This is a genomic window from Actinobacillus ureae ATCC 25976 (genome assembly GCF_000188255.1).
Taxonomy (GTDB): domain Bacteria; phylum Pseudomonadota; class Gammaproteobacteria; order Enterobacterales; family Pasteurellaceae; genus Actinobacillus; species Actinobacillus ureae.
Genome location: NZ_GL831080.1, coordinates 1,544,607 through 1,558,243, shown reverse-complemented (window position 1 = coordinate 1,558,243; position 13,637 = coordinate 1,544,607). Strand labels below are relative to the sequence as shown.

13 protein-coding genes and 1 pseudogene are annotated in these 13,637 nt (G+C 41.0%); 13 read left to right on the top strand and 1 reads right to left on the bottom strand.

What is annotated here, in order from left to right; translation table 11 throughout:
- Positions 1 to 158: 158 nt before the first annotated feature.
- The 10 genes and pseudogenes from ybgC (at position 159) to HMPREF0027_RS07255 (ending at position 8,775) form a co-directional block, all read left to right on the top strand.
- Positions 159 to 548 (top strand): tol-pal system-associated acyl-CoA thioesterase, encoded by a 390-nt coding sequence (gene ybgC, locus HMPREF0027_RS07300; protein WP_005623628.1) that lies wholly within the window; start codon positions 159 to 161, stop codon positions 546 to 548.
- A gap of 36 nt (positions 549 to 584) precedes the next feature.
- Positions 585 to 1,265 (top strand): protein TolQ, encoded by a 681-nt coding sequence (gene tolQ / locus HMPREF0027_RS07295; protein WP_005623626.1) that lies wholly within the window; start codon positions 585 to 587, stop codon positions 1,263 to 1,265.
- 81 nt (positions 1,266 to 1,346) lie between these two features.
- The gene (gene tolR, locus HMPREF0027_RS07290; protein ID WP_005623624.1) at positions 1,347 to 1,787 is read left to right on the top strand and encodes a colicin uptake protein TolR; all 441 of its coding nucleotides are present in this window, start codon (positions 1,347 to 1,349) and stop codon (positions 1,785 to 1,787) included.
- 15 nt (positions 1,788 to 1,802) lie between these two features.
- Positions 1,803 to 3,074 carry a cell envelope integrity protein TolA gene (tolA, locus tag HMPREF0027_RS07285; protein ID WP_081456963.1) on the top strand — a complete coding sequence of 424 codons (1,272 nt, stop codon included), beginning with the start codon at positions 1,803 to 1,805 and terminating at the stop codon, positions 3,072 to 3,074.
- A 17-nt stretch (positions 3,075 to 3,091) separates the two neighbouring features.
- A complete protein-coding gene (gene tolB, locus HMPREF0027_RS07280) occupies positions 3,092 to 4,372 on the top strand; it encodes a Tol-Pal system beta propeller repeat protein TolB (protein WP_005623620.1) in 1,281 nt (426 codons plus the stop codon).
- Between the two features lie 24 nt (positions 4,373 to 4,396).
- Positions 4,397 to 4,855, top strand: coding sequence for a peptidoglycan-associated lipoprotein Pal (gene pal, locus HMPREF0027_RS07275; RefSeq protein WP_005596217.1), 459 nt, complete (start codon positions 4,397 to 4,399; stop codon positions 4,853 to 4,855).
- A gap of 267 nt (positions 4,856 to 5,122) precedes the next feature.
- Positions 5,123 to 5,992, top strand: a complete 870-nt coding sequence (djlA, locus tag HMPREF0027_RS07270; RefSeq protein ID WP_005623619.1) for a co-chaperone DjlA — start codon at positions 5,123 to 5,125, stop codon at positions 5,990 to 5,992.
- A 10-nt stretch (positions 5,993 to 6,002) separates the two neighbouring features.
- Positions 6,003 to 6,603: pseudogene (locus HMPREF0027_RS07265) on the top strand (DUF2238 domain-containing protein).
- Between the two features lie 90 nt (positions 6,604 to 6,693).
- Positions 6,694 to 7,653: a tRNA dihydrouridine(16) synthase DusC gene (gene dusC / locus HMPREF0027_RS07260; protein ID WP_005623613.1), complete on the top strand. Its 960-nt coding sequence runs from the start codon at positions 6,694 to 6,696 to the stop codon at positions 7,651 to 7,653.
- Between the two features lie 75 nt (positions 7,654 to 7,728).
- Positions 7,729 to 8,775 (top strand): YcjF family protein, encoded by a 1,047-nt coding sequence (locus tag HMPREF0027_RS07255; RefSeq protein WP_005623611.1) that lies wholly within the window; start codon positions 7,729 to 7,731, stop codon positions 8,773 to 8,775.
- 200 nt (positions 8,776 to 8,975) lie between these two features.
- On the opposite strand, the gene HMPREF0027_RS07250 is transcribed toward HMPREF0027_RS07255, so the two are convergent.
- On the bottom strand, positions 8,976 to 10,892 hold the full coding sequence (locus tag HMPREF0027_RS07250; RefSeq protein ID WP_005623609.1) for an ABC transporter ATP-binding protein: 1,917 nt from the start codon (positions 10,890 to 10,892) through the stop codon (positions 8,976 to 8,978).
- A gap of 59 nt (positions 10,893 to 10,951) precedes the next feature.
- Between HMPREF0027_RS07250 and HMPREF0027_RS07245 the strand changes: the two genes are divergently transcribed.
- Genes HMPREF0027_RS07245 through moeB form a run of 3 tightly spaced genes read left to right on the top strand, consistent with a single transcriptional unit; the run spans position 10,952 to position 13,582 of the window.
- Positions 10,952 to 11,569, top strand: a complete 618-nt coding sequence (locus tag HMPREF0027_RS07245; protein ID WP_005623607.1) for a MarC family protein — start codon at positions 10,952 to 10,954, stop codon at positions 11,567 to 11,569.
- A 15-nt stretch (positions 11,570 to 11,584) separates the two neighbouring features.
- On the top strand, positions 11,585 to 12,826 hold the full coding sequence (gene moeA / locus HMPREF0027_RS07240; RefSeq protein WP_005623605.1) for a molybdopterin molybdotransferase MoeA: 1,242 nt from the start codon (positions 11,585 to 11,587) through the stop codon (positions 12,824 to 12,826).
- 9 nt (positions 12,827 to 12,835) lie between these two features.
- Positions 12,836 to 13,582 carry a molybdopterin-synthase adenylyltransferase MoeB gene (moeB, locus tag HMPREF0027_RS07235; RefSeq protein WP_005623603.1) on the top strand — a complete coding sequence of 249 codons (747 nt, stop codon included), beginning with the start codon at positions 12,836 to 12,838 and terminating at the stop codon, positions 13,580 to 13,582.
- The last annotated feature ends 55 nt before the right edge of the window (positions 13,583 to 13,637 follow it).

Here is a 13,637-nt window from a genome sequence, read left to right as displayed (position 1 = left end):
CTTCTTGGGGCAGATCATTCTTACGCTTTTTTATTAATTTTTTTATAAAAAAATATTTTCATTTCCCTATTGCACAACCATTTTTCTCTCTCTAAAATAGCACGCAATTTGCGCCTAATTTTTGGGCGTTTTTCATTTTGACGAATATTGGAATACAAATGAATTTCCCGATTAGAGTTTATTATGAAGATACGGATGCCGGAGGCGTGGTTTACCATGCAAATTACATCTGTTTTTTTGAGCGTGCACGTACGGAGTATTTACGTCAAGTAGGTTTCTCTCAGCAAAAATTATTGGCCGGCTCATTTGCTTTTGTCGTAAAAAAATTAGAAATTGATTATAAAATTCCTGCTCGTTTAGATGATTTACTCAGAGTCGAAACAGTCGTGACTGAGTTAAAAAAAGCAACGATTGTATTTCAGCAACAGTTATGGCGTGATGATATTTGTTTAAGTGGAGCAAAAGTCACCGTTGCAAGTGTTGATTTAACCAAAATGAAGCCTGTGGCGATTCCTGATGATATACGTCAGGCACTACAAGCGGTCTAATTTTTTAAACAAATTACTTATTCGGAGTTCTCTTAAATGGAAACTGATTTTAACCTTGTTTCGCTGTTTATGCAGGCAAGTATTGTGGTTAAGATTGTTATTTTAATCTTAATTACATTTTCAATTTTATCTTGGGCTGTCATTATTCAACGTAGTCGCGTTTTAACGGCAGCAAAGAAAGATGCGTTAGCGTTTGAAAATAAATTTTGGTCAGGTGAAGATTTACACCGCTTACATGAAGGTTTAGAAAATCGTCGTGACGGTTTAAGCGGTTCAGAGCAAATTTTCTATGCTGGTTTTAAAGAGTATATGCGTTTACAGCAAGTAAATGCGGATGCGCCAGAAGCTACTATGAAAGGCTCTAGCCGTGCAATGAATTTAGCGCTAAACCGTGAAATTGAGAATCTAGAAAGCTACATTCCATTTTTAGGCACGGTAGGTTCAATTAGTCCTTATATCGGTTTATTTGGTACGGTATGGGGGATTATGCACTCATTTATGGGCTTAAGTGCAGTGAAACAAGCAACCTTACAATCAGTTGCTCCGGGTATCGCAGAAGCACTTATTGCAACAGCTATTGGCTTATTTGCAGCAATTCCGGCGGTAATGGCATACAATCGTTTAAGTTTACGTGTAAATAAATTAGAACAAGATTACGCTAACTTTATTGATGAATTTACAACCATTTTACATCGCCAAGCGTTTTCTAAAAAATAAGAGTATAGTAAAAAAAACTCACGGGATCTGACCGCTTAATCTCGGTCGGATCTTTTATTCACTAATGTATAAGAGGAAAATATGTCTTACCGTCGTAAACGTAATGACATTAAATCTGAAATCAATATCGTACCATTTTTGGACGTATTGCTTGTACTATTACTTATCTTCATGGCAACCGCACCGGTAATCAGTCAAAGCGTTGAGGTTAATTTACCAGAAGATAAACATAGTCAATCGGTATCTAATGAAGATAAAACTCCGGTCATTTTACAAGTTGCAGATGTTGGTTTATATAAATTAAAAATTGACGGAAACTTTGTACAAGGGAGCAATGGGCTAGAAGAACTAGGCGAGCAAGAAGTTGTTGCGTATGCGGGAGAAGCATTCCAAAAAGATCCGAATACGCTTTTCCTTGTTGCAGCAGAAAAAAATATTCCTTACGAAGAAGTTATTAAAGGGATTGTTCTTTTAAAAGATGCAGGTATTAAAAATGCTGGGTTAATGACCCAAGGCAAATAGTAATAAGGATAACGTGTGAAATCTAAAGACGACAGACTAGAACTGGCGGTTATAGTTTCAGTCCTATTACATGCATTGTTGATTGGATTGCTTCTACTCGGTTCATTTTTTACCAAGACCACGCTGGAAGAAGCAGCTGGCGGTAGCGGTGGTACGGGTGAAGAGTTTGAAGCGGTAATGGTTGATACTGGGCAGGTCGCTGCCGAGTACGGGCGTTTAAAATCAGACAAAAAAGGCAATGCACAGCCGAAGGTGGCGGAGCAAGAAAAACCAAAACCTGAAGAAGTAGTAGAGGAAGAACCGACACCTCAAGAGGTTTCTGATGAACAAGCCAAAGAACAGCAACGCGTTGCAATGATTGAAGAACAGAAAAAACAAGAAGAGCAACGTAAAGAGGTGCAACGCCAAAAAGCTGAGCAGCAACGTCAGCAAGAAATTGCAAAACAAGAGCAGCTTAAAAAAGAGAAAGCTGAAGAGGCAATACGCAAAAAAGCAGCAGAGGCAGCTCGTTTAAAAGCTGAAGCAGAAGCTAGAAACTTAGAAGCAGCAGCGAAAGCAGCTGAGGAAGAGAAGAAGGCAAAAGAAGCACAGAAAAAAGCGGAACAGCTGAAAAAACTTGAAGAGCAGAAACAGGCTAAAAAAGAAGCAAAATTAAAGGTTGAGAAGGAAGCGAAAGAAAAAGCTGAAAAAGAAGCCAAAGCTAAAGCAGAGAAAGAAGCGAAAGAAAAAGCCGAAAAAGAAGCTAAGTTAAAAGCGGAAAAAGAAGCTAAGTTAAAAGCGGAAAAAGAAGCTAAGTTAAAAGCGGAAAAAGAAGCTAAGGCTAAAGCTGATAAAGAGGCTAAAGCCAAAGCAGATGCGGCAGCCAAGGCTGCTCAAGCCAAGAATAATAAAGCCTTTGATGATTTCTTAAGTGGTGGAGATATTGGTGGCGGTTTGAGCAAAGGCGGTAATAAAAATACTGCGGGCTCACAAGGTAATGGCAATTCGAAAGGTATTGGTGACGGAAGAGGTGTAGCGGATACCGGTTATGCTCAGCTAATTAAGAAAAAATTAGCTCGCACTTACCGAGTAGATCCAAGTTTTAGCGGGAGTGAATGCCAAGTGAAAATTTCGATTGATCCAGCAGGTAATATTACAAGCCATCAAGTATTATCCGGCCCGGATGATATTTGTCGAGCGGCAGTAGCGGCAATTACCTCGGCAAGAAATGTTCCGAGAGCACCAAATGAAGAGACTTATAAGAAATATAAATCTCCAATTATTAAATTTGGTTTAAGAGTTTTATAACAACCAAGAGGTTAACAATGAAATTAAAATCTCGTTTAACGAGTGTTATCAACGTCATCGCTCTCTTTTTCAGCAATGTAGTAATAGCTGAATCAGATGTTGTGATTTCTGTTGATGAAGGTGTAAGTATGGCACAACCTATTGCGGTTGTTCCGTTTAAGGCAAATGGTGCTGTACCGGCGGATGTCGGACAAATCATTGCAGACGACTTACGTAATAGTGGTAAGTTTACGCCGGTAGAACGTTCTAGATTACCGGCTCAGCCAGGCTCGGCAGCAGAAGTAGATTCACAACAATGGACCGATATCGGTGTAGATTCTGTAGTTGTAGGACAAGTGACCCCAACAGGTAGTGGCTATAATGTTGCTTATCAGTTAGTTGATACGTTAAGTAATCCTGCGGCAGTATTCGCTCAGGGTTCATTTAATGTACCTGCAGCACAAATTCGCCAAGGTGCGCATACGGTAAGTGACCAAGTATTTGAAAAAATTACACAAATTCTCGGTGCTTTCAGAACAAAAATTGCTTATGTCGTGCAACGTGGCGTATCATCTTATGAATTACGTGTTTCAGACTATGACGGTTATAATGCCTTTACCGTTGTAAAAAGTAGAGAGCCGTTAATGTCACCCGAATGGTCTCCAGACGGTAGTCGTTTAGCTTATGTGACATTTGAAAACAAAAAAGCACAAGTTGTTGTGCATGACCTACGTTCAGGTTCTCGCCGTATCGTAGCGGCATTACGTGGACACAACGGTGCACCAGCGTTCTCGCCGGATGGTTCTCGTATTGCATTCGCATCGAATCAAGATGGTGAGTTAGATATTTATGTTGTTGGTGCAAATGGTGGTAAACCATCAAAATTAACTGCAAATGCAGGTAATAATACAGAACCAAGTTGGTCTCCGGATGGAAGTACGATTTACTTTACTTCAGACCGAGCAGGTTCTCCACAAGTGTATAGAATGAGTTCATCAGGTGGTGGCGCAAGCCCAATGGGTGGGAGCGGTAGCTATAATGCTAAAGTTTCATCTGATGGTAAGAATTTAATCATGATTGCTGGTGATAAGGTTGTGAAACGTGATCTCGCTTCGGGTGGCACGGAAGTATTGAGTTCAACTTTCTTAGACGAAAGTCCAAGTATTTCACCAAATGGTATTATGGTTATTTATAGCTCTACCAAAGGTACGAGCAAAGTGCTACAATTGGTGTCCGCAGATGGCCGTTTTAAAGCTAACTTGCCGGGAACAGGTGGACAATTCAAGTTTCCTGCTTGGTCACCGTATTTGACTAAATAATAAAATTCTTTTTAGGAGCAACAAATGAAAAAACTAGCTAAAGTATTGATGATTGCGGCACCAGCATTCGTATTAGCAGCTTGCAGCAGCTCATCAGACAACGCTAACGCAAATGCTAATGCAAACGCAGGTCAATTCGGCGGTATGACTGCTGAAGACTTACAAACTCGTTACAACACTGTATACTTCGGTTTCGACAGTTATGCAGTTGAAGGTGAGTACCAACAACTTTTAGATGCACACGCTGCATACTTAACATCAGCAAACGGCAAAGTAACAGTTGCTGGTCACGCTGACGAACGTGGTACTCCAGAGTACAACATCGCGTTAGGTCAACGTCGTGCAGACGCAGTTAAAAACTACTTAGCAACTAAAGGTGCTAACCAAGTTTCAACTGTTTCTTACGGTGAAGAAAAACCGGCTGTGTTAGGTCACACTGAAGCTGACTACGCTAAAAACCGTCGTGCAGTATTAGAATACTAATTTGTAACCTAATTACTAAAGACAAAAATAAAGCCCTGATTTTGCAGGGCTTTATTTCGTTATAACACCATAAGCGGTTAAATTTCCTTTCCTTTTTACAAAAGTAAAATCATTTTTTGTATCTTATTTAACGCCTTCCTCTTTGTTTTTCAGATTTTACCCCCATAATGATTATCTTACTTTAAAGATAATTAATTCTATTTTAAGTATTTTAAGCTAAAATAACCGTTTAACGATATTCGTCTGGGAATTAAACAAGGACAACAAATGCAATTTATCGGAAAAATTATTGGATTCTTCTTAGGTTATCAAATCTTTCATAGCTTTTTTGGGGGGCTATTAGGGGCTTTTATCGGTCATCTTGCGGATAAAAAGTTGTATGAATTAGGTTCGGTTCGTTCAAGTGTTTTTGGTAAAAATCTTACGCGTCAATCGCTTTTCACTCAGACGACATTTGCGGTATTAGGACATATTGCGAAAGCAAAGGGACGTGTAACGGAAGATGACATTCATTTGGCGCGTCAGTTAATGAGCCGTCTGAAATTAGATGCTAATGCCCAACAACTTGCACAACAAGCATTTACGTTAGGTAAAGAGGCTGATTTCCCGTTACGCCAAGTGATTCAGGAATTCAGAGAAGCTTGTGGTCAGCGTGCCGATTTATTACGCTTTTTTGTGGAAGTCCAGATGCAGGCCGCTTTACACGATGGGCAATTAGATGCGAATGAACAGCAAATTCTATTTACGATCGCTGAAACCATGGGGATGAGCCGTTTCCAATTTGAGCGTATGATTGCGATGGTTATGGCTGCACAGCAATTTAGATACGGTGGCTTTTATCAAGAGCAATATCAGCAAGGTGGCGCTTATCAGCAATCGCAAGGTGGGTATAATGGTTATCATCAAGCTAATAGTAATGCACCGAGCATTGATGCTGCTTATAAAGTTTTAGGCGTGACCGCAAATGACGATCAAACCGCCGTAAAACGTGCTTACCGTAAATTGATGAACGAACATCATCCGGATAAGCTGGCGGCAAAAGGTTTACCGGACGAGATGATGGAATTAGCAAAAGAGAAAGCGCAACAAATTCAAGCGGCTTACGATTTAATCTGTAAAGTAAAAGGGTGGAAATAATGGATCACATATTATTCCGCTGTTTTTAGCAATTGTGATTACCGCAATTGCGATATGGTCGGGCATTGCACCGTCAGAGCGTGCGGTTTGGTATGCGGAAGTCATGCCGATTTTTGTAGTATTTGGGCTACTGGTTTTAACATACCCTAAATTTCAATTTAGCGGTTTAGCTTATATCTTAATGTCCTTATGGATGATTACGCACTTAATCGGTGCCAAATATACCTTTGCCAATGTACCCTTTGAATGGGCGAATCAGTTTCTTACCCCGATCTTAGGCGAAGATCGTAACCACTTTGATCGGGTGGCACACTATATTATCGGCTTTTATAGTTTCCCGATGGCGGAATGGTTATTACGCCGCCGTAAGGTGTAGCGATGTTCTTTTCGTTATTCTTTATTATGGAGGTTGCTGCCAGTTATGAGATTATCGAATGGCAATATGCGGTAGTTGAAGGGGGTAATGCGGGTATTGAGTTTTTAGGTTCGCAAGGCGATATTTGGGATGCACAAAAAGATATGTTGGCGGATACTTTGGGGCAATTACCGCACTTATTATTTATCTGATTGCCCGTCCGGACTTACGGATTCGCTCCCACTTTTACGAATAGTATTAACTATTTCAAGCGGTCATTTTTGGTAAAATTTTTGCAAAAATTGACCGCTTTCTTTTTGAATCGAATAAGCAAAAAAATTGAATAATGAATACGATACCTAAAGTTATTTTAGCTCCGATGCAAGGCGTATTAGATCCTTTTGTTCGCAAATTACTGACGGCAGTAAATGATTACGATCTTTGTATTTCCGAATTTGTACGAGTAGTGGATCAAAAATTGCCGAAGAAAGCTTTTTATCGTCTTGCGCCTGAATTATTACAGGGCGGTTTAACCGATTCGGGTACGCCTGTGCGAGTGCAGTTATTAGGACAACATCCGCAATGGTTGGCAGAAAATGCCCAGTTGGCGATTGAGTTGGGCTCGCATGGAGTGGATTTGAATTGCGGTTGTCCGTCTAAAACGGTAAACGGCAGTAATGGTGGCGCATCATTGCTAAAAGATCTGGATTTGATTTATCGAGCAACCAAAGCAATGCGAGAAGCAGTTCCACAGGATCAGATCGTTTCGGTGAAAGTGCGTTTAGGTTGGGATTCTGCAGATCAATGTTTTGAGATTGCCGATGCGGTGGCACAAGGCGGTGCAAATGAAATAACCGTACACGGTCGTACCAAACAAGACGGCTATCGAGCGGAACGCATTAATTGGCAGGCAATCGGCGAAATTCAAAAACGTCTTTCGATTCCTGTGATTGCCAATGGCGAAATCTGGGATTTTGAATCTGCAAAAAATTGTCAAAATACGACCGCTTGTTCGAGTTTAATGATCGGGCGAGGTGCATTAAACACGCCGAACCTTAGCCGAGTGGTGAAATTTAATCAGCCTAAAATGGCATGGAATGAAGTACTGCAATTGCTGTTTCAATATGTAAATATGGAAAATGAGGATGACTCGGGCTTTTATCATGTTGCACGTATCAAGCAATGGTTACATTATTTGGATAAAGAGTATCCGGAAGCGAAAGATTTGTTCCAAATACTTAAAACGGAACACGGCTATGACGGGCTAAATGCGCATATTGAACGAGCGGTAAATCAAGAAATTTAACAATAGGGTTTTAACCACGGAAAACACAGAAAAGGTGGTTAGTATTGTCCATAGTTAATTTATAAAGAGAAAACGATGAAAAAACAAATATTTAGTGAGCAAGAGGTCACAACAGAGCAGCAATTTGTTGCCAAGCAAGAGTTTGAGGCTTCGGACGATATTCAAATTGAAGAGGAATATCAAGAAGTTAAGGCGGAATTAATTGTTGAAGAAAGCCTAAAACCATCGCGTTTTTGGGTAAGAGTATTACTGTTTGCGTTGGGATTGTTTAGCGTAGCCGTGATTGCACAAAGCGTACAATGGTTGATTGATACCTTCCAAGCTCGTCAATGGATTTATTTTGCTTTTGCGATTGTGTTCGCCTTAATCAGTTTAACCGGTGTGGTTGCGATTATCGGAGAATGGCGGAAGTTAGTTTTTTTACGTCATCATCAGCAACAACAGCAAGTAAGCGAACAATTACTTTTAGAAGAACTCTCAACAACAAGCGGTGAAAAAGCGGTAAATTTTTGCAATGAAGTTGTGGCAAATTTAAAAAATGTGCCAAGCGTGCAACATTCGCAACAGCGTTGGCAAAGCCAATTAAATGAGGCTTACAATGCAAAAGAAGTGCTTTACCTATTTAGTGAAACGGTACTCACACCGCTTGATAAGCAAGTGAAAAAAATAATTTCAAAAAGTGCGACTGAAAATGCGGTGATTGTGGCGGTTAGCCCGTTAGCTGTGGTTGATGTGCTGATGGTCGCATGGCGAAATATTGCGTTGGTCAATAAAATTAGCAAAACCTACGGTATGCAATTAGGTTATTTCAGCCGTTTGAAATTATTCAAAATGGTATTAACCAATATGGTGTTTGCCGGTGCGACTGAAGTGGTAAGTGATGTCGGTATGGAATTTTTCTCACAGAATTTAACCGCTAAACTTTCACTGCGTGCAGCACAAGGGATTGGGGTTGGCTTATTAACCGCAAGATTAGGCATTAAAGCGATGGAGTTTTGCCGTCCGGTTACTTTCCGAGCGGACGAAAAACCGAAATTTTCTGCCATTCGCCAACAATTATTAACCTCGGTTAAAAACACAATTTTTGCGAAAGCTGAAGAAAAAGTGAGTGAGAAGGTATAGATATTCTGCGGTGTAGTGTTTTAATCACCACGGAATACACGGAGAACACAGAAAAGAAAACAAGCGGTAGGATTTGCAACAAAAGTTGCAAATCCTACCGCTTGTTATTTGGAATTTCCAGCTCTAGCGGAGCTGAACTATACTTAACCTAGAAAGGCTTTGCCGTGCTAGGATTTCAGAAATGCGTCAAGGAAGCAGAATTAGCCGAACAATACCTCAAGCTGTTCTTGGCAGTCCAGCCATTCCATTTCGATTTCTTCAACGACTTTTTTCGCTTCAATTTGCTTCGCGAGCGTTTCTGTTAGTTGCGCTTTATTTTCCGCTTCATAGATCTCGCTTGAAGCCAGTAATGCTTCAAGCTGATTTAGCTTTTCACTCGCTTTTTCAAGATCTTTCTCTAACTGTGTGATCTTTTTGCGTAATGGTGCGGTTTGTTTGCGTAACTCCGCCTCTAAACGCTTCTGTTCCTTACGATTTGCCGCACTATTATCTGCTTTTTCCTCCATACAAGCGGTCGAATTTTCCGAATTTTTTGCAGCTTCAAGCGCATTTTGCTCGTTCAGCCATTTTTGGTAATCATCCAGATCACCTTTAAACTCTTCGACTTTTTTATCATGTACTAGATAAAATTCATTCACCGTACTACGCAATAAATGACGATCGTGCGAAACCACTACTAGCGAGCCTTCATAGTAAGTGAGCGCATCGGTGAGTGCCTGACGCATTTCCAAATCTAAATGGTTAGTTGGTTCGTCCAACAACAGTAAATTTGGGCGTTGCCATACGATTAGCGCTAACACCAAACGGGCTTTTTCCCCACCGGAAAACGAGCCGACATTTTGTTTCACTTTATCGCCTTTAAAATCAAAGCCACCTAAATAATTACGCACCTCTTGTTCGGTTAGTTCCGGCGCAATTTTTTGTAAATGCCATAACGGGCTTTCATCAAAGCGTAATGTATCCACTTGATGTTGAGCGAAATAACCTAATTGCACACCTTTAGCTAATTGAATATGTCCGGTTTGTGGAGCTAATTCGCCGGCGAGTAATTTAATCAGCGTGGATTTACCCGCGCCATTTCGCCCGAGTAAACCGATACGTGAGCCGGGCACTAAATTTAACTTAACCGATTCTAAAATGGTTTTGTCACCATAACCAGCACTGGCTTTTTCCATCATTAATAACGGGCTTGGCAAAGCGAGCGGCGGACGGAATTCAAATTCAAATGGGCTATCCGCATAAGCCGGCGCAATCAGTTCCATTTTTTCCAACGCTTTGATACGACTTTGTGCCTGCTTCGCTTTGGTTGCTTTAGCCTTAAAGCGATCGATAAAGCTCTGTAAATGAGCAACTTTGCGCTGTTGTTGTACATAAGCGGCATTTTGTTGCGAGATTTTGGTTGCACGTTGAATTTCAAACGAAGTGTAGTTACCGGTGTAATCATTCAGCTGCTGATTTTCGATATGAATCACGCGATCAATTATCGGATCAAGAAAATCTCGGTCATGGGAAATTAGCAATAGTGTACCACGGTAGTTAGTCAGCCATTTTTCTAGCCAGATCACCGCATCTAAATCCAAGTGGTTAGTCGGTTCATCAAGTAGCAGCAAATCAGAACGGCAGATCAACGCTTGCGCCAAATTTAAACGCATACGCCAACCACCCGAGAAAGATTTCACCGGTAAAGAAAGTTGTTCGTTAGTGAAGCCTAAACCGTTTAACAAGGTTGCCGCACGGGCTTGAATCGTCCATGCGTCAATCGTATCCAGTTGGGTATGAATCATGGCAATTTGATTACCGTTATTTTCTTGATTGGCTTTCTCTAATTGGTTCATTAAACCGGTATATTCGCGATCGCCTTGGATCACATAATCCAATGCGGAAATTTCAAGCGCCGGTGTTTCTTGATTTACCCAAGAAATCGCCCAGTTTTTCGGCAGAGAAACATCGCCGCCTTCCGGTTGTAATTCACCTTTCACTAAAGCGAAAAGTGAAGATTTACCACAACCGTTTTTGCCGACCAGTCCAACTTTTTGACCGGTATGAATGGTGACGGAGGTGTTTTCTAAAAGGACGGATTGTCCGTGTTTTAAGATAAGATCGGTGAAAAAAATCATTATAAATGCTTGGTTTATGTTAAAATTTTGCCGTTATTCTAACATAAATAGAGGAAGCTATGTTTGATTCATTAGCAGTACAATTTGTTGTATTGTGGGCGGTAATTGACCCTATCGGTTCAATTCCGGTGTATTTGGCGAAAACGATTGGTTTGCCAATCGAAGATCGCCGTAAAATTGCACGTAATGCAGTGGTGATTTCTGCCGGTATTTTAATGTTCTTCTTAGTCGGCGGGCAGATATTGCTGGAAGCAATGCAGATTCCGCTATCGGCATTCCAAGCTGCCGGCGGCTTAGTATTATTACTGTTTGCGTTAACAATGATTTTTGGTGAGAGTAAACCGGAACAAGAAATGAAAATGAAAGCCAGTATTAGTGAACTGGCGGTTTACCCTTTAGCCGTGCCGTCTATTGCTTCACCGGGGGCGATGATGGCAATCGTATTACTTACCGATAACCACCGTTTTAGTATTACCGATCAAGTGGTTACGGCAGGTATTATGCTGTCGGTATTGGCGATTACCTACTTATTTTTACTGGCGGCAAATCGCATTCAACACTTTATTGGTAATGCGGGAGCGGCGATCATTAGCCGTGTCATGGGCTTAATTTTAGCGTCAGTTGCGATTAATAATTTATTAGTCGGTGTGCGAGATTTCTTTATTCAAGTGAGTTAAATAACCGAGGATTTTATGGCATTACGTACTTTGTCGGAAGCATTACAAGAAATGCTAAACCGCTTACCGACAGCATCAAAAACAGAAACATTAACACTGGCAGAGTGTGCGAATCGTATTTTAGCAGAAGATATTTTTTCCCCGATTAATGTACCCAGTTTCGATAATTCGGCAATGGACGGCTACGCGTTTCGTTTAGCGGATCTCGCTCAATTTGAACGTTTAACCGTTGCTGGCAAATCTTTTGCCGGCAATCCATTTACCGGCGAAGTGAAATCCGGCGAATGTATTCGTATTATGACCGGTGCGATGCTGCCTGCAGATTGTGATGTGGTGGTGATGCAAGAAGAAACGGAAGTAGAGACACTTACAAGCGGTCAAATTTTAGTGAAATTTTGCAAAACGCCGAAGCTCGGGCAAAACATTCGCCGAATTGGTGGAGATGTAAAACAAGGCGCATTGGTGCTAGCGAAAGGCAGTTTATTAAATGTGACCACTTTGCCGTTATTAGCTTCGTTAGGCATTGCGCAAGTGCCGGTATTTAGCCGTTTAAAAGTCGCGATTCTTTCCACCGGTGATGAACTAACTTCGGTCGGTCAGCCGCTAGAACAAGGCAAAATTTATGATACGAACCGTTTTGCGGTGCATTTAATGTTAGAAAAACTTAATTGTGAGATTTTAGATTTTGGTATTTTACCGGACGAGCCAGCTGTGTTCGAACAAACGTTTAATCAAGCGCAACAGCAAGCGGACGTATTAATTACCAGCGGCGGTGTATCGGTCGGTGAAGCGGATTTCACCAAAGACGTGTTAGAAAAACTGGGTGAAATCGGCTTTTGGAAAATTGCGATGAAACCAGGCAAACCGTTCACTTTTGGTAAATTGCAACACGCTTGGTTCTTCGGTTTACCGGGTAATCCGGTTTCCGCTTTAGTCACCTTTTACCAACTGGTACAACCGGCATTAGCTAAATTAGCCGGTGTGAATGCGGAGCGTATTGCAAATCTTACTCAAAATCTAACCGCTATTGTTGATACGAATTTGAAAAAAGCGGTGGGACGACAAGATTTCCAACGTGGCTTCTATTATATTAATCAACAGGGCGAAGTAGCAGTGCGTCCGGTCGGCACGCAAGGCTCGCATATTTTCAGTGCTTTTTATGAAAGCAATTGCTTTATTGTGTTAGAAGCGGAACGAGGCAATGTGAATGCCGGTGAAAAAGTGACGATTCAGCCGTTTAACAGTTTATTGAGATAGTGAGTGAATATGGAACTTAGCGATCAGGAAATGTTGCGCTATAACCGTCAAATTATTTTAAAAAGTGTTGATTTTGACGGACAAGAAAAGCTAAAAGCCAGCCGTGTATTGATTGTCGGGTTGGGCGGTTTGGGTTGTAGTGCTGCGCAATACTTAGCCTCTGCCGGTATTGGGCATTTGATTTTGGTGGATTTTGATGAAGTATCATTATCCAATTTACAGCGCCAAATTTTGCATACGGATGCCAATATCGGTCAGCCGAAAGTGGAATCGGCAAAAGCGCGTTTAAGCCAAATCAATCCGCATATTCAGCTTGAAGCAATTAATAAACAATGTAGTGATGCCGAATTTGCCGAGCTGATTGAGCGAGTGAATTTAGTGGTGGATTGTACAGATAACGTTACGGTTAGAAATCAGCTGAATTTGCAATGTTTTGAGCAAAAACGACCGCTTGTTTCCGGCTCAGCGATTCGTTTTGAAGGGCAAATTTCAGTATTTACCTATGCTGAAAATGAGCCTTGTTATAACTGTTTGAGTCAATTATTCGGTGAAGGCACCTTAAGTTGTGTGGAAGCCGGTGTGATTGCACCGATCGTTGGGGTGATTGGGAGCTTACAAGCGCTAGAGGCGATTAAATTGTTGCTGAATATCGGTAAAAATTTATCTGGAAAACTGTTGATGATTGATGGGTTACATTTTTCGGTGAGAGAAATGGCATTGCCGAAACTCAAGGATTGTTTGATTTGTTGTAAATAGCAATGTTTTAATTCAAGAAATGGAAAGAATTGACAAGTTAGGTTATAGCGTTTGA